This is a genomic window from Levilactobacillus zymae (assembly GCF_032190635.1).
In the GTDB taxonomy this organism is placed as follows: domain Bacteria; phylum Bacillota; class Bacilli; order Lactobacillales; family Lactobacillaceae; genus Levilactobacillus; species Levilactobacillus zymae_A.
The window spans coordinates 2,043,170-2,059,705 of record NZ_JAVLAS010000001.1 but is presented as its reverse complement, the minus strand read 5'-3'; the positions used below and the strand labels follow the sequence as shown (position 1 = coordinate 2,059,705).

The window sequence follows — 16,536 nt, the reverse complement described above, 5'->3', positions numbered from 1 at the left end:
TTTGCCGGGGTGGCGGAATTGGCAGACGCACAGGACTTAAAATCCTGCGGTCAGTGATGACCGTACCGGTTCGATCCCGGTCCTCGGCATTTAACTTAATATAATTATGCACCCATAGCGCAATTGGATAGAGTGTCTGACTACGAATCAGAAGGTTGTAGGTTCGACTCCTACTGGGTGCATTTTTGTGGCTTATAGGATTATTTTATAAGCAGACTCGGGAAGTAGCTCAGCTTGGTAGAGCACCTGGTTTGGGACCAGGGGGTCGCAGGTTCGAATCCTGTCTTCCCGATTAACCGGTTACCGGTTAGCGAATTAAATAGGTTGATTATCGGGAAGTAGCTCAGCTTGGTAGAGCACCACGTTCGGGACGTGGGGGTCGCAAGTTCGAATCTTGTCTTCCCGATTTTTTAATCCTAACTCTACATATTATATACTGATAAATCTATGACGGCGGTCTTCCAGCTAATTGTTTGGAAGCCGGCGTCTTTTTTGGTACTATAGACTACCAGGAGTTGTTCTGGCGAACGTTCTTCCAGTGCGGAATATCGTCGTAAAAAGACTAATCCATTGCATTTTGGAGGGAAGTTCGTATAATATTAGTCAATATTAGTCAAAAGAACTGCCGAAGGGGGGGACGTAAATAATGGAGAATCAAAATATTTCGGATATTATTGAAGCTTACCTCAAGCAGATTCTCGCGGAGTCTCAAGAAGTTGAGATTCGACGGTCGGAAATTGCTAATCAGTTCAATGTCGTCCCATCACAGATTAATTACGTGATTAAGACACGCTTTACGATTCAAGACGGCTACGTCGTTCGTAGTAAGCGGGGTGGCGGTGGTTATATTCGGATCGAAAAGGTTAAGTTATTGGATAACTTGGATTTTATCGACTCGTTAGTAACCGCCGTAGGTGACCAGATTACCCGGCATGATGGATTAGCGGTCGTTCGCAGCTTATTTGAAGCCGGAACCATTAACCGGCGAGAAGCCAACATTATGTTAGCAGCGATTGATAAGACCGCCCTAAACACGGGAGATCGGGAGTTAAACGAACGGGTACGAGCCCAAATCCTGGTTTCGATTTTGGATCATTTACGTTACGAGAGCTAAGAAAGTGAGGAGTTGCAATGGACAACCTATTTACGCCCAGTGCTAAGAGTGTCTTAGTTTTGGCACAGGAACAGGCAAAGTATTTTAAGCATCAAGCGGTGGGTACGGAACACTTACTGCTAGCCCTCACCATTGAAAAAAACGGGATTGCCAATAAAGTCCTCCAACAATTTTCTGTGACGGACGACGATGTCCGCGAAGAGATCGAACGGTTCACCGGTTACGGGACCCTAGAGAACACGGATAAAGATAGTTATTTACCGTATTCGCCTAAAGCCAAAGCCATGTTAGCCTTGGCCGGTGATGAAGCTAAGCGCTTAGGGGCCACCAAGATTGGCACGGAGCACTTGCTGTTAGCGTTACTCAGTGATGAAACGATTCTGTCGTCACGCATCTTGAAAAATCTCAACGTTGAATTAACCAGTGCTCGTAAGGTGGTTCTCCGTAAATTGGGGATCGCCGATACGCCTAAGCGGCGGAACGAAAACCGGGCACGTCGGGCTGCACAGGGGGGCACACCGACGCTAGACTCCTTAGCGCGGGACCTGACCCAAGCAGCTAAAGATGGCAAGATGGATCCAACGGTGGGCCGTGATAAGGAAGTTAAGCGGGTCATTCAGATCTTGAGTCGACGGACCAAAAACAATCCGGTACTGATTGGCGAACCCGGTGTGGGTAAAACGGCAATTGCGGAAGGCTTAGCCCAACGGATTGTGGCCGGTGATGTGCCCGAGGATATGCAAAATAAACGGCTAATGATGCTCGACATGGGCTCGTTGGTTGCGGGAACCAAGTATCGGGGTGAATTCGAAGACCGGCTGAAGAAAGTCATCGAGGAAATTTACAACGACGGGCACGTAATCCTATTTATCGATGAACTGCACACGTTGATTGGCGCTGGTGGGGCCGAAGGGGCCATCGACGCCTCGAACATCTTGAAACCGGCTCTGGCCAGAGGTGAACTTCAAACCATCGGGGCCACGACGTTGGATGAGTATCAAAAGTATATCGAATCTGACGCAGCGTTGGAACGACGGTTTGCAACCGTGCAGGTTGACGAACCGACTAGCGAGGAAGCCTTAGAGATCTTAAAGGGTTTGCGGCCGCGTTACGAGGACCATCATCACGTTAATATCACGGATGAGGCCCTGGAACAGGCTGTGAAGCTGTCCGTCCGGTACATTAGCGAACGTTTCTTACCAGATAAGGCGATTGATTTAATGGATGAAGCCTCTGCGAAGGTGCGGATTGATCAGATGGATAAACCGACGCCGACCAGTAAGTTGACCCAGGATCTGGATCAGCTGGCTAAGGATAAGGACGCTGCGATTGAACGGCAAGACTTTGAACAGGCCGCCCAATTACGGACCCAAGAGATTGCTTTACGTGAGAAGCTAGCTGCGCAAAAAGCGAAGGCGGCAGAACGTGCGGATCAGGCCAAACGGCATTATGTCCTGAACGTTACGGGTGAAGATGTTGCCCAAGTGGTGGCAGAATGGACTGGCGTTCCGTTGACGCAGTTGAAGCAAACGGATGCTGACCGGCTAGTTAATCTGGAAAAGATTCTGCACCAGCGGGTAATTGGTCAAGACGAAGCAGTTTCGGCGGTTGCCCGGGCGATTCGGCGGGCCCGTTCCGGTCTAAAGGATCCGAACCGGCCGATTGGGTCGTTTATGTTCTTAGGACCAACCGGGGTCGGGAAGACCGAGTTGGCTAAGGCCCTCGCGGCGGCCATGTTTGGGTCGGAAGATAACATGATTCGGGTCGATATGAGTGAATACATGGAGAAATATTCCACCAGTCGGCTGATTGGGTCGGCCCCCGGTTATGTGGGGTACGATGAAGGGGGCCAACTGACCGAAAAGGTTCGGCAGAAGCCTTACTCCGTGGTGCTCTTCGATGAAGTGGAAAAGGCGCACCCGGATGTCTTTAACCTGTTACTGCAGGTCTTAGGCGATGGGTACCTTACCGATTCCAAGGGTCGCCGAGTCGACTTCCGGAACACGATTTTAATTATGACTTCGAACTTAGGGGCCACTAAGCTGCGGGATGAAAAGACCGTCGGCTTCGGTGCCGAAGACGTGGCTAACGATTACCGAGCAATGGCGGATACCATTCGGCAAACGTTGAAGCAGTCCTTCCGTCCAGAATTCTTGAACCGCATTGATGAGACCGTGATTTTCCATTCCTTGAAGAAACCCGAGTTACATCAGATTGTTAAATTGATGGCTCAGCGGATTGTCAAGCGGGTGGCGGACCAAAACATCAAGTTGAAGTTCACACCGGCGGCCTTAGATGCAATTGCCCAGGCCGGTTACGATCCAGAGTATGGGGCGCGACCGCTACGCCGAGCGTTGCAGAACCAGGTTGAAGACCAGTTGAGTGAAGCCATGCTCTCGGGTGAGATCAAGGCTAACGAGCAGGTCACGATTGGTGCGACCAAGGGTAAAGTAACGATTAATTCGAAGCCGGTAACGCCACGTAAGGCCGTGACTAGTAAATAATTGCCGGAACACCGAAGGATTAAATTAATCAATTAAAATTGTTTTATCAACAGCAGTCCTACTGGGTAACCTTCTCAGTGGGGCTGCTCTTTTGGTTGGTCCGGAGGTGTGGTAAACTGACATTAATTTAGAATGAAGGGAACGGACAACGGGATGAAAAGAAAAGAGCAACTAACCCAAACGCACGCGGCGATTCTAGCGGCGGCCCGGGAGCAATTCTTGTCGCGCGGGTATCAAGCCACGTCGACACGGGAGATTGCTCGGCAGGTCGGCATCACTCAGCCGGCGCTCTATCACCACTTTAGCGATAAGGAGGCCATCTTCTTGGCGGTGGTGAAGGAAGTGGGACAAGAAACCAAAACCGGAATTACGCAGGTTAATACCCGGGTTCAGGCCGGCCACCTGACGGATCCCGTTGAGGCGTTGGCGGCGGTAACTGAGGTTCTACTGGCCGTTCATCCCCGGGACGTGTTTAGCGTTTTGCACGGGAGTTTCCGGTACCTAGCCCCGAGTAATAAGGGGCAATTGGGACAGTTGTTGATGGCGGACTACCTGACACCGCTAGCGGCGTTCTTTGATTTGGGTCTCGTGACGTTGCGACCACACCTGACATCGCGCGAGGCGGCTTCGTTTTACCTGACTAGTCTGAGTCCGTTATTTAACAACTTCCACCAGGTGGGGCCGGCGGATGCGTCGAAGCACGAGCAAATCGTCATTCTGCTCCGGTTAATCTTGTTTGGGATTGCCACGGAAAAGTAAGCATAATATCTTGACAATCCGGCATTAGTTTTGTACTATATCATCTGTATGCAACTGTGAACTGAAATTGGGGTAGCCGATCTATTGTCCGGTGCACCCACTATAAGAAGCCAAAAGCAAATTTTGATTTGTTTTTGGATTTTTTTTGCCAAAAAACCGAGAAAAAAAGCATTTGTAATCTAAATGTAATATTCGGTTTGGCCAGTCACAGAATAAATAGGAGAGGTGAACAACTTGGCAGGACACTTAGTGAAATACGGGAAACACCGTACGCGTCGTAGCTATTCACGGATCAAGGAAGTTCTGGACTTACCTAACTTGATCGAGATTCAAACCAATTCCTATAATTGGTTCCTCGATGAAGGGTTACGTGATATGTTCGATGACATCATGCCAATCGAGGATTTTCAAGGAAACCTTTCGTTAGAGTTTGTTGATTATCAATTATTAGAACCTAAATATTCGGTGGATGAAGCGCGGGAACATGACGCCAACTATTCAGCACCGTTACACGTCACCTTACGACTAACGAACCACGAAACGGGCGAAATCAAGTCTCAAGATGTCTTCTTCGGCGACTTCCCATTAATGACGCACCAAGGAACTTTCATTATTAATGGGGCAGAACGGGTAATTGTTTCCCAATTAGTTCGTTCGCCAGGCGTTTACTTTAATGAAGATACCGATAAGAACGGCCGGACCATCTTTGGCGCCACGGTTATTCCTAACCGGGGAGCTTGGTTGGAATTCGAAACCGACGCCAAGAACATTTCCTACGTCCGGATTGACCGGACCCGGAAGATCCCGATGACCGAATTAGTTCGGGCCTTAGGGTTTGGCTCCGATGACGAAATTTTGGACATCTTGGGCGATAACGAAAGCCTGATGGCCACTTTGGAAAAGGATATCCACAAGAATACCGACGACTCACGGGTCGAAGAATCCTTGAAGGATATCTACGAACGCTTGCGGCCAGGTGAACCGAAGACGGCGGACTCTTCACGGAGTCTGTTGACGGCCCGGTTCTTTGACCCGAAGCGTTACGACATGGCACCCGTTGGTCGTTACAAGACCAACAAGAAGCTGAGCTTAAAGACCCGGTTATTGGGTCTGACCTTAGCCGAAACGTTGGCTGATCCGGATACTGGTGAAGTCATCGTGCAAAAGGGCACGACGGTGGATAAGGACGTCATGAAGAACTTGGCGCCTTACCTGGATCGCGACGACTTTAAGATGGTGACTTTCCAACCATCTGACGAAGCCGTCGTCACCGAACCTTTGAAATTACAAATCATCAAGGTGCAATCCCCTGACGATCCGGAACAAGAAGTACCCGTTATTGGGAATGGGAACATTGACTTGAAGCTGAAGCACATTCGTCCAGCCGACATCATTGCATCCATGAACTACTTCTTCGATCTCCAAATCGGCATCGGCAACACCGACGATATTGACCACTTGGGGAACCGGCGGATTCGTTCCGTGGGTGAATTACTCCAAAACCAATTCCGGATCGGGTTATCCCGGATGGAACGGGTGGTCCGTGAACGGATGTCCATTCAAGACGCCGCTACGGTGACCCCCCAACAGCTGATCAACATTCGACCAGTTGTGGCGTCCATCAAGGAATTCTTTGGGTCTTCCCAACTGTCACAATTCATGGACCAAACCAACCCGTTGGGCGAATTGACGCATAAGCGTCGGTTGTCCGCCTTAGGACCTGGTGGGTTGACGCGTGACCGGGCCGGTTATGAAGTCCGGGACGTGCACTACACCCACTACGGTCGGATGTGCCCGATTGAAACGCCTGAAGGCCCGAACATCGGGCTGATTAACTCGTTGTCCAGTTACGCGCGAGTTAATAAGTATGGGTTCATTGAAACACCATACCGTCGGGTTTCCTGGGGAACGCACAAGGTAACCGACAAGATCGATTACCTGACGGCCGATGAAGAAGATAATTACGTCGTGGCTCAAGCGAACACGCCGTTGAAAGACGATGGGTCGTTTGACACGGACACGATCATGGCGCGGGCTAAGTCCGAAAACATTGAAACTACCGCCGACCGGATTGACTACATGGATGTGTCGCCTAAGCAAGTTGTTGCGGTGGCCACGGCATGTATTCCTTTCTTGGAAAACGATGACTCCAACCGGGCGCTGATGGGGGCCAACATGCAACGGCAAGCTGTGCCATTGCTGGACCCACACGCACCATTGATTGGGACGGGGATTGAATACAAGGCCGCCCATGACTCTGGGGTTGCCATGATCAGTCAACATGACGGAACCGTTGAATACGTCGACGCTCGTGAAATTCGCGTGCGGCGTGAAGACGGGGCGTTGGACACTTACAAGTTGATGAAGTTCCGCCGGTCTAACGGTGGGAAGAACTACAACCAACGGCCAATCGTTAAGGTCGGCGACCACGTCGATAACGACGAAGTGATTGCCGATGGGCCTTCCATGGAAAATGGGGAATTAGCCTTAGGGCAAAACCCACTGGTTGCCTTCATGACTTGGCAAGGGTACAACTTCGAAGATGCCATTGCGATTAACGAACGGTTAGTTCGGGATGACGTCTACACGTCAATTCACATTGAAGAATACGAATCCGAAGCTCGTGACACGAAGCTCGGACCGGAAGAAATGACGCGTGAAATCCCTAACGTGGGTGAAGACGCCTTGAAGAACTTGGACGAAGACGGAATTATCCGGATCGGTGCCGAAGTTCAAGACGGGGACATCTTAGTTGGGAAAGTGACGCCTAAAGGGGTCACGGAACTTTCCGCCGAAGAACGGCTGTTACACGCCATCTTTGGTGAAAAGGCTCGTGAAGTCCGGGATACGTCACTGAAGGTTCCTCACGGTGGTGGCGGGATCATCCAAGACGTGAAGATCTTTACCCGTGAAAACGGGGACGAATTATCGCCTGGCGTGAACATGATGGTCCGGGTCTACATCGCCCAAAAGCGTAAGCTGCAGGTTGGTGACAAGATGTCCGGTCGTCACGGGAACAAAGGGACGGTTTCCATCGTCATTCCACAAGAAGATATGCCGTACATGCCAGATGGGACACCAATTGATATCATGTTGAGTCCCATGGGTGTGCCTTCCCGGATGAACATCGGGCAAGTGCTCGAATTGCATTTAGGGATGGCCGCACGCAAGTTAGGCATTCACATGGCAACACCGGTCTTCGATGGGGCCCAAGATTCTGATATCTGGGACGCCGTTAAGGAAGCTGGTATGGCCTCCGATGCCAAGACGGTCTTGTACGATGGCCGGACGGGTGAACCGTTTGATAAGCGGGTTGCCGTTGGGGTCATGAACTACTTGAAGTTGGCCCACATGGTCGACGACAAGATGCACGCTCGTTCCATTGGACCTTACTCCCTGGTTACGCAACAACCCCTTGGTGGGAAAGCGCAATTTGGTGGTCAGCGTTTCGGTGAAATGGAAGTTTGGGCTTTGGAAGCCTACGGGGCAGCTTACACGTTGCAAGAAATCTTAACCTACAAGTCCGATGACGTTGTCGGCCGGGTGAAGACTTACGAAGCCATCGTGAAGGGCGATCCGATTCCAAAGCCAGGCGTGCCAGAATCCTTCCGTGTGCTGGTGAAGGAACTTCAATCCCTTGGTTTGGATATGAAGGTCTTGAACGGTAACAACGAAGAGATCGAATTACGCGACATGGACGATGAAGACGATGACGTCGTTAACGTTGATGCGTTGAGCAAGTATGCCCAACAGCAAGAAGAACAACGTAAGGCCCAAGCTAGTGATAGCAAGGATGCCAAGACGACAGCACCACAAAACGAGAGTCAACCGAATACGCAAGATTAATTCATAAGGGAGGTCGCTTCTTTGGTCGATGTCAATAAGTTCGAAAGCATGCAGATCGGACTCGCCTCACCCGATAAGATCCGTAGTTGGTCTTACGGTGAAGTCAAAAAGCCAGAAACCATTAACTACCGGACGTTGAAGCCGGAAAAAGACGGTCTGTTCGACGAACGCATCTTCGGTCCTACTAAGGACTGGGAATGTGCTTGTGGGAAATACAAACGTATCCGTTACAAGGGTGTCGTTTGTGACCGTTGTGGGGTTGAAGTTACCCGTTCTAAGGTTCGCCGGGAACGGATGGGCCACATTGAACTGGCTGCTCCAGTAACGCACATCTGGTACTTTAAAGGGATCCCAAGTCGAATGGGTTTGGTCCTGGACATGAGTCCGCGGGCGTTGGAAGAAATTATCTACTTTGCTTCCTACGTGGTCTTAGATCCTGGTGATACCGCTCTGGAACGTAAGCAATTACTGTCCGAACGGGACTACCGTGATAAGCTCGCCGAATACGGCTCCAAGGCCTTCAAGGCTGAAATGGGTGCCGAAGCCATCAAGAAGTTATTGATGGCCGTAGATTTGGATAAAGAAGTTAAGGAATTAAAGGAAGAATTGAAGGAAGCCACTGGCCAGAAGCGGACGCGGGCCGTTCGTCGTTTGGACATCTTGGAAGCCTTCGTCACGTCGGGTAACCGTCCGGAATGGATGGTCATGGACGCGATTCCGGTCATTCCGCCTGACTTGCGGCCGATGGTCCAGTTGGAAGGGGGACGTTTTGCGACGTCCGACTTAAACGACCTGTATCGCCGGGTCATCAACCGGAACAGCCGGCTCAAGCGCTTGCTTGATTTAAACGCACCAGGCATCATCGTGCAAAACGAAAAGCGGATGTTACAAGAAGCCGTCGATGCTTTGATCGATAATGGGCGGCGGGGTCGTCCAGTTGCTGGTCCTGGTAACCGGCCACTGAAGTCCCTGTCACACATGTTGAAAGGGAAGCAAGGACGGTTCCGGCAAAACCTACTGGGTAAGCGGGTCGACTACTCTGGTCGTTCCGTTATCGATGTCGGTCCTTCGTTGAAGTTCAACCAAATGGGTCTGCCAGTCCCAATGGCTTTGGAATTATTCCGGCCATTCATCATGAAGGAACTGGTTGCCCGGGGGTTGGCTTCCAACATCAAGAACGCTAAGCGCCAAATCGACCGTGAGGAAGACGACGTGTTTAACGTGTTGGAAGACGTCATCAAGGAACACCCTGTGCTGTTGAACCGGGCCCCTACGCTTCACCGGTTAGGGATTCAAGCGTTTGAACCCGTGCTGGTAAGTGGGAAGGCTATGCGGCTGCACCCACTGGCTTGTGAAGCCTACAACGCCGATTTCGATGGGGACCAAATGGCCATCCACGTACCGTTATCGGACGAAGCACAAGCCGAAGCGCGGTTACTGATGTTAGCGGCGCACCATATCCTGGCACCGGCTTCTGGGAAACCAGTTGTGGCGCCATCCCAAGATATGGTTATCGGGAACTATTACCTGACGATGGAAGAAAGTAACCGTGAAGGTGAAGGCATGATCTTCACTGACTTAAACGAAGCGGTGCTGGCTTACCGAAACGGGTTAGTTCATTGGCACACCCGCGTGGGGGTCCAAGTGGCCTCGATGCCGGACAAGCCATTTACCGACGAACAACGCCAAAAGATTATGGTCACGACCGTTGGAAAGTTGATCTTTAACAACATCCTGCCGAAGTCGTTCCCATACTTGAACGAACCAACTAGTACCAACTTGAACGGTTACGTGCCGGACAAGTACTTCCTGGCACCGGGTGAAGATATTCACGACTACCTCCAAAATGCCGAACTGATCGGGCCTTTCAAGAAGGGCTTCTTGTCCGACATTATCGCGGCAGTTTACCAGCAATATAAAGTGACGGCAACGTCTAAGTTGTTGGACCGGATCAAGGACTTAGGGTACGACGAATCCACCAAGTCAGGGTTAACGGTCGGAATTTCCGACATCACCGACTTGAAGGAAAAGCCAGTGATCATCGACGACGCCCACAAAAAGGTGAAGACGGTCACGAAGCAATTCCGGCGTGGGTTGATTACCGACCACGAACGTTACGAACGGGTCATTGGAATCTGGAACGATGCCAAGGACGACATTCAAAACGCCTTGATTCACAGTTTCGAACAACAGAACCCAATCTTTATGATGAGTGATTCTGGTGCCCGGGGGAACATTTCTAACTTTACGCAGTTAGCCGGAATGCGGGGCTTGATGGCCGCGCCTAACGGTGAAATCATGGAACTGCCAATCACGTCTAACTTCCGTGAAGGCCTTTCCGTGATGGAAATGTTCATTTCAACCCACGGGGCTCGTAAAGGGATGACCGATACGGCCTTGAAGACTGCCAACTCCGGTTATCTGACTCGGCGGTTGGTTGATGTGGCGCAAGACGTGATTATTCGGGAAAAGGACTGTGGGACTGACCGTGGTTTGAAGATTCGGGCCATCACTGATGGAAATGAAATGATCGAACCACTGTACGACCGGATCTTGGGTCGTTACACCCAGAAGTCCGTCATTGATCCGCAAACCGGTGACGTGATCGTACCGAAGAACCAAATGATCGTTGAAGACACCGCACAAAAGATTGTCGATGCCGGCGTTCAAGAAGTCACGATTCGTTCCGCCTTCACTTGTAACACGGAACACGGGGTCTGCGAACACTGTTATGGTCGGAACATGGCTACCGGTGACGAAGTTGAAGTCGGTGAAGCTGTCGGGACCGTTGCCGCACAGTCTATCGGTGAACCAGGGACGCAATTAACCATGCGGAACTTCCATACCGGTGGTGTGGCTGGTAACGAAGATATCACCCAAGGGCTTCCTCGTGTTCAAGAATTATTTGAATCCCGGAACCCTAAAGGAAAAGCGGAAATTACCGAAGTTACGGGGACGGTTGAATCCATTGAGGAAAATCCGGCCGAACGGACTAAGGAAATTACCATTAAGGGTGAAGCCGATACACGGAGTTACACGTTACCAATCACGGCGCGGATGCGGATTACAGAAGGTGACTTCATCCACCGTGGGGCAGCGTTAAACTACGGGTCTGTTGATCCGAAGGAATTACTGCGGGTTCGGGACGTGTTATCAACGGAAACCTACATTTTAGGTGAAGTTCAACGCGTTTACCGGATGCAAGGTGTGGCCATCAGTGATAAGCACGTGGAAATCATGGTTCGCCAGATGCTACGTAAGGTCCGGATCATGGATCCAGGTGACACTGATGTCTTACCAGGGACCCTGATGGATATTCAGGACTTCCGTCGTGCTAACTACCAGACGTTGATTTCTGGTGGGATTGCGGCGACGGCGCGTCCGGTGATCCTCGGGATTACCAAGGCGGCCTTGGAAACCAACAGTTTCTTATCCGCCGCTTCCTTCCAAGAAACGACGCGGGTTCTGACCGACGCGGCTATCCGCGGGAAGAACGACCCGTTAGTTGGGCTGAAGGAAAATGTGATCATTGGGAAGATTATTCCTGCCGGGACTGGGATGCCAGATTACCGTCAGATCAAACCCAAGGAAGTCGGCAGTGCTTCAACGGAGGGCGTTTACTCAATCAGCGACCTCGAAAAGCAAATGCAAGAAGACTCCCAAGCTTAATCTCTGCGTGAGAGCAAGCCACGAAAAGAGTCACTCTACCAATTGGCAGGGTGGCTCTTTTTTTGGTGTCAGGTATCAGGCAAGGAGCACCCACCATAGCCAGGCGCTCGCGACCAAAGCCGGAACGAAGGGAAATGGCTGATGCAAACGGGGTGGGTGCACTAGCCACGCGAGGAGACAAGCCGTACTCAGCCAGCGACTAGTGGCCAAAGAGCCCCAGGCAATCCAATAGCTACTAATGAATTCTAAGTCGCCATCGCCCAACCAGGGGTGAGGCCACCGTGGCCAGATTAAACGAATCGCCCCGTAAGCCAGCAATAGTAAGCTAATTGTGGTGAACGTCGGGGCGTGGGGAACGAAGATGAAGCTGGCGGCGCCCACCCAGGCGGGAAAAGTTTGGGTACGTAGGTCACACAAAGCAGCGTAGATCCAGAGTAGTAACCACCCAATCATGAAGGTGTCTAACGGGTGGTGCCAAGTTGCGAGGAGCAGGCCACAACCGAACTCGGTAACGATGGTTTCCGGGGGAATAGGAAATTGACAATAGGCACAACGGCCCCGTAACCACCAGTAGCTAATGCCTGGTACCATCTGCCAGTAAGCCAGTGGCGTTAAACACCAGTCGCAATGAGAAGCGGGAAAGAGTAAGGAATCGTGGGTCGCGTAACGGCTGGCTGCGGCACACAGAAATGACCCTAGACAACTACCATAGACAAAGAGTAAGAACTGCAACATTAACTATCACCTCACTCGTATTTCCGAAAAAGGCCACCAAAACTTTGCCGGTTTTTTCCCAACAGCAAGTTGACAGGCGGGGAGGGGGCATGTTATTCTATTCAAGGTGCTTTTCGCAGACAGGTCTCGGGTACAATTACCAGACATGCTGACTGGACGGCGAGGAGGACACTTCAATTGACACCTTTCTCGGTGGCTTTTTTCTTTAAGAAAAAATGAACCACCTGGATGTGTGGACTTAAATTCTAGAAGATATGGAAAGGAGGACTATTTAGATGCCTACTATCAACCAATTGGTGCGTAAAGGTCGTAAATCTAAAAGTTCGAAATCAGATGCCCCAGCTTTAAACTACGGGTATAACAGTTACAAGAAGGTTCAAGTTAAGAATCCAGCTCCTCAAAAGCGGGGCGTGGCGACTCGTGTGGGTACGATGACGCCAAAGAAGCCTAACTCAGCTTTACGGAAATACGCCCGTGTACGTTTGTCCAACTTAATTGAAGTGACTGCTTACATCCCAGGGATTGGCCACAACCTGCAAGAACACAGTGTTGTGTTGATTCGTGGGGGCCGGGTAAAGGATTTACCTGGGGTTCGTTACCACATTGTCCGTGGTGCGCTTGATACGGCCGGTGTGACTGACCGTCGTCAAGGTCGTTCCAAGTACGGGACTAAGAAGCCTAAGGGCTAAACAAGAATCGGTGCGATAGCTGCACGGTTGCCGTCAGCTATTAAGCATAGTTACTTCAAGGAGGATATTAAACAATGCCTAGAAAAGGAAACGTACAAAAACGTGAAGTCCTTCCTGATCCAATCTACAACTCAAAGTTGGTTACTCGTTTGATTAACCACACGATGATGGATGGGAAACGCGGGACTTCCACGAAGATTATCTATGGTGCCTTTGACATCATTAAGAACGAAACTGGTAATGATCCAGTGGAAACTTTCGAAGAAGCAATGAAGAACGTTATGCCAGTCTTGGAAGTTAAGGCACGCCGGGTTGGTGGGTCTAACTACCAAGTGCCAATCGAAGTTCGTCCTGACCGTCGGACCACGTTAGGCTTACGTTGGATTGTGCAATACTCACGGTTACGTGGGGAACACACTATGGTTGAACGGCTTGCTCGTGAAATCATGGATGCTGCTAACAACACTGGTGCGGCAGTTAAGAAGCGTGAAGATACGCACCGGATGGCAGATGCTAACCGGGCCTTCGCACACTACCGTTGGTAATCAGGCAGTTTTTGCCCTGCTTTACCGCCAATGTGCTAGAATACTAGAGCGGAATACGGCGATCGTATTCATGGCTCTAGTTTAAAGGAGTAATCCTTTAATTAGAGGTGGCTACTAAATCAATAGATGATGGTAGTCACCTTTTGTTAAATCGACGATCATTTTTGAGAGGAGTTACACATTAATCATGGCTAATACTCGTGAATTTCCGCTTGAGAAGACGCGTAACATCGGTATCATGGCCCACATCGATGCCGGGAAGACGACGACTACTGAGCGTATCCTGTATTACACTGGTAAGATCCACAAAATTGGTGAAACCCACGATGGGGCTTCCCAAATGGACTGGATGGAACAAGAACAAGAACGTGGGATCACGATCACTTCCGCAGCCACTACGGCCGAATGGAAGAAGTACCGGATCAACATCATCGATACGCCAGGGCACGTGGACTTCACTGTTGAAGTTGAACGTTCTCTGCGGGTCTTAGATGGGGCCGTTGCCGTTCTGGATGCCCAAGCCGGGGTAGAACCTCAAACCGAAACGGTTTGGCGTCAAGCTTCCGACTTCGACGTTCCCCGTATCGTGTTTGTTAACAAGATGGATAAGTTGGGGGCCAACTTCGACTTCTCCGTTAAGTCATTACACGAACGTTTGGACGCTAACGCGGTTGCTCTTCAGATGCCAATCGGTGCTGAAGATGACTTTGCCGGTGTCGTGGACTTAATCGAAATGAAGGCTTACATCTACGACATGGATGACCTGGGTTCCAAGTGGGACACGGTGGACATTCCTGACGATATGAAGGATGAAGCCCAAAAGCGTCATGAAGAAATCATCGAAACCGTTGCGGATGTTGATGATGAAATCATGGAAAAGTACCTTGAAGGGGAAGAAATCTCCAAGGCCGAATTAAAGGCCGCTATCCGGCGGGCAACTTTGAAGCTGGAATTGTTCCCAGTCTTCGCAGGTTCTGCCTTTAAGGATAAGGGTGTGCAGATGTTGATGGACGCCGTTGTGGACTACTTACCATCCCCATTGGATGTTAAGCCATACAACGCTACGGTGCCAGATACTGACGAAGCCGTTGAATTGCGTGCCGATGACGACGCACCGTTTGCTGCGTTGGCCTTCAAGGTAGCCACCGACCCATTCGTTGGTCGTTTGACTTACATCCGGGTTTACTCCGGGACTTTGGAAGCCGGTTCTTACGTCTTGAACTCAACTAAGGACAAGCGTGAACGGGTTGGTCGTTTGCTGCAAATGCACTCCAACCACCGTCAAGAAATCCCAGAAGTCTTCTCTGGTGATATTGCCGGGGCCATTGGGTTAAAGAACACCACAACTGGTGACTCCTTAACCGACCCTGATCACCCACTGCACTTGGAATCCATGGACTTCCCAGATCCAGTTATCCAGGTTGCCGTAGAACCTAAGACTAAGGCTGACCAAGACAAGATGAACACGGCCCTACAAAAGCTTTCTGAAGAAGACCCAACTTTCAAGGCTGAAACTAACCCTGAAACTGGTGAAACTCTGATTGCTGGGATGGGTGAACTTCACTTGGACATTATCATTGACCGGATGAAGCGTGAATTTAAGGTCGAAGCTAACATCGGTGCCCCTCAAGTGGCTTACCGTGAAGCCTTCACTAAGGCTACCAAGGCTCAAGGTAAATTCGTTCGCCAGTCTGGTGGTAAAGGTCAATATGGTGACGTTTGGATCGAATTCACCCCTAACGAACGTGGTAAGGGTTACGAATTCGAAGACGCCATTGTCGGTGGGGTGGTTCCTCGTGAATTTATCCCTTCAGTTGACCAAGGGCTGCAAGAAGCGATGGCTAACGGTGTTTTAGCAGGCTACCCATTAGTTGACGTTAAGGCTAAGCTCTATGATGGTAGTTACCACGAAGTCGATTCTAGTGAAGCAGCCTTCAAGGTTGCCGCTTCCTTGGCTTTACGGAACGCCGTTAAGACTGCCGGTCCAGTTATCTTGGAACCAATCATGAAGGTTGATATCCAAGTTCCTGAAGAATACATGGGTGACATCATGGGCCAAGTTACCGCACGTCGTGGTAAGGTCGATGGAATGGAAGCTCGTGGGAACGCACAAATGATTCATTCATACGTGCCACTTTCCGAAATGTTCGGTTACGCAACCACCTTACGGTCTGCTTCGCAGGGTCGTGGGACGTTTACCATGACGTTCGACCACTACGAACCAACGCCTAAGAGTGTGCAAGCTGACATTATCAAGAAGAACGGTGGGACTCCGGTCGAAGACTAGAGGACGCGGTTCTAAAACCAGTAATTAAATCATCAGATTGAAAGCTGTCGAGGACGACGCCAGATCAAAAATGATCCGGCGTCGTTTTTGTTTGCCTTGAAAGAGGAGAGGAACCCTGGTAATTCAACGTTTGTGGGTAATTAATGGTCGAAAACGGAGCTGAAAACTACTATTATAATGGAATGCTAGAGTCACCGACTCAGCCGAGCGTGGCTCACCAGAAGCGTGGCTGCGCTCAGTCTAAGGGGAAACGGGGTCTAGTGGCAGTGATGGCTTGATTACTTACTAAAATAAAGCATCAAAATAATTGACAGGCCACCCTAATTCGCGGTATTCTAATACGCGAGTTTTCAGAAGTTTTTTAGGTGGCTTTCCCAGCCTAAATGGG

General features: G+C 50.4%; 9 protein-coding genes and 4 tRNA genes. 12 read left to right on the top strand and 1 reads right to left on the bottom strand.

Translation table 11 applies throughout. The annotated features are described in order from the left end of the window. Nucleotides 1-3 precede the first annotated feature (3 nt). From RI501_RS09805 to rpoC, 9 genes are all read left to right on the top strand, one after another. Nucleotides 4-89, top strand: a tRNA-Leu gene (locus tag RI501_RS09805). A 19-nt stretch (nt 90-108) separates the two neighbouring features. Then, nucleotides 109-182: transfer RNA gene (locus tag RI501_RS09800), tRNA-Arg, on the top strand. A 36-nt stretch (nt 183-218) separates the two neighbouring features. Further along, nucleotides 219-292, top strand: a tRNA-Pro gene (locus RI501_RS09795). Between the two features lie 40 nt (nt 293-332). After that, nucleotides 333-406 (top strand) — tRNA-Pro (locus RI501_RS09790). A gap of 240 nt (nt 407-646) precedes the next feature. After that, nucleotides 647-1,114, top strand: coding sequence for a CtsR family transcriptional regulator (locus RI501_RS09785; RefSeq protein ID WP_313822148.1), 468 nt, complete (start codon nt 647-649; stop codon nt 1,112-1,114). 17 nt (nt 1,115-1,131) lie between these two features. Beyond that, on the top strand, nt 1,132-3,618 hold the full coding sequence (locus RI501_RS09780; RefSeq protein ID WP_313822146.1) for an ATP-dependent Clp protease ATP-binding subunit: 2,487 nt from the start codon (nt 1,132-1,134) through the stop codon (nt 3,616-3,618). Nucleotides 3,619-3,771: 153 nt separating this feature from the next. Then, nucleotides 3,772-4,377 carry a TetR/AcrR family transcriptional regulator gene (locus RI501_RS09775; protein WP_313822144.1) on the top strand — a complete coding sequence of 202 codons (606 nt, stop codon included), beginning with the start codon at nt 3,772-3,774 and terminating at the stop codon, nt 4,375-4,377. Between the two features lie 234 nt (nt 4,378-4,611). Beyond that, nucleotides 4,612-8,223, top strand: a complete 3,612-nt coding sequence (rpoB, locus tag RI501_RS09770) for a DNA-directed RNA polymerase subunit beta (protein WP_313822142.1) — start codon at nt 4,612-4,614, stop codon at nt 8,221-8,223. A gap of 21 nt (nt 8,224-8,244) precedes the next feature. Further along, the gene (gene rpoC / locus RI501_RS09765) at nt 8,245-11,892 is read left to right on the top strand and encodes a DNA-directed RNA polymerase subunit beta' (protein WP_313822140.1); all 3,648 of its coding nucleotides are present in this window, start codon (nt 8,245-8,247) and stop codon (nt 11,890-11,892) included. A gap of 75 nt (nt 11,893-11,967) precedes the next feature. Here the strand turns inward: rpoC and RI501_RS09760 are convergent, their stop codons facing one another. Next, a complete protein-coding gene (locus RI501_RS09760) occupies nt 11,968-12,627 on the bottom strand; it encodes a prepilin peptidase (protein WP_313822138.1) in 660 nt (219 codons plus the stop codon). 275 nt (nt 12,628-12,902) lie between these two features. Between RI501_RS09760 and rpsL the strand changes: the two genes are divergently transcribed. The 3 genes from rpsL (at nt 12,903) to fusA (ending at nt 16,148) form a co-directional block, all read left to right on the top strand. Further along, nucleotides 12,903-13,316 carry a 30S ribosomal protein S12 gene (gene rpsL, locus RI501_RS09755; protein WP_313822136.1) on the top strand — a complete coding sequence of 138 codons (414 nt, stop codon included), beginning with the start codon at nt 12,903-12,905 and terminating at the stop codon, nt 13,314-13,316. Between the two features lie 74 nt (nt 13,317-13,390). Further along, nucleotides 13,391-13,861 carry a 30S ribosomal protein S7 gene (rpsG, locus tag RI501_RS09750; protein WP_024746865.1) on the top strand — a complete coding sequence of 157 codons (471 nt, stop codon included), beginning with the start codon at nt 13,391-13,393 and terminating at the stop codon, nt 13,859-13,861. 187 nt (nt 13,862-14,048) lie between these two features. Continuing rightward, a complete protein-coding gene (fusA, locus tag RI501_RS09745) occupies nt 14,049-16,148 on the top strand; it encodes an elongation factor G (protein ID WP_313822133.1) in 2,100 nt (699 codons plus the stop codon). Nucleotides 16,149-16,536 lie beyond the last annotated feature (388 nt).

What these genes read in the sequence shown, in the direction of transcription:
- fusA (WP_313822133.1), top strand. Translation starts at nt 14,049, where the DNA reads ATGGCTAATACTCGTGAATTTCCGCTTGAGAAGACGCGTAACATCGGT.
- RI501_RS09760 (WP_313822138.1), bottom strand. Translation starts at nt 12,627, where the DNA reads ATGTTGCAGTTCTTACTCTTTGTCTATGGTAGTTGTCTAGGGTCATTT.
- RI501_RS09785 (WP_313822148.1), top strand. Translation starts at nt 647, where the DNA reads ATGGAGAATCAAAATATTTCGGATATTATTGAAGCTTACCTCAAGCAG.
- rpsL (WP_313822136.1), top strand. Translation starts at nt 12,903, where the DNA reads ATGCCTACTATCAACCAATTGGTGCGTAAAGGTCGTAAATCTAAAAGT.
- RI501_RS09775 (WP_313822144.1), top strand. Translation starts at nt 3,772, where the DNA reads ATGAAAAGAAAAGAGCAACTAACCCAAACGCACGCGGCGATTCTAGCG.
- rpsG (WP_024746865.1), top strand. Translation starts at nt 13,391, where the DNA reads ATGCCTAGAAAAGGAAACGTACAAAAACGTGAAGTCCTTCCTGATCCA.
- RI501_RS09780 (WP_313822146.1), top strand. Translation starts at nt 1,132, where the DNA reads ATGGACAACCTATTTACGCCCAGTGCTAAGAGTGTCTTAGTTTTGGCA.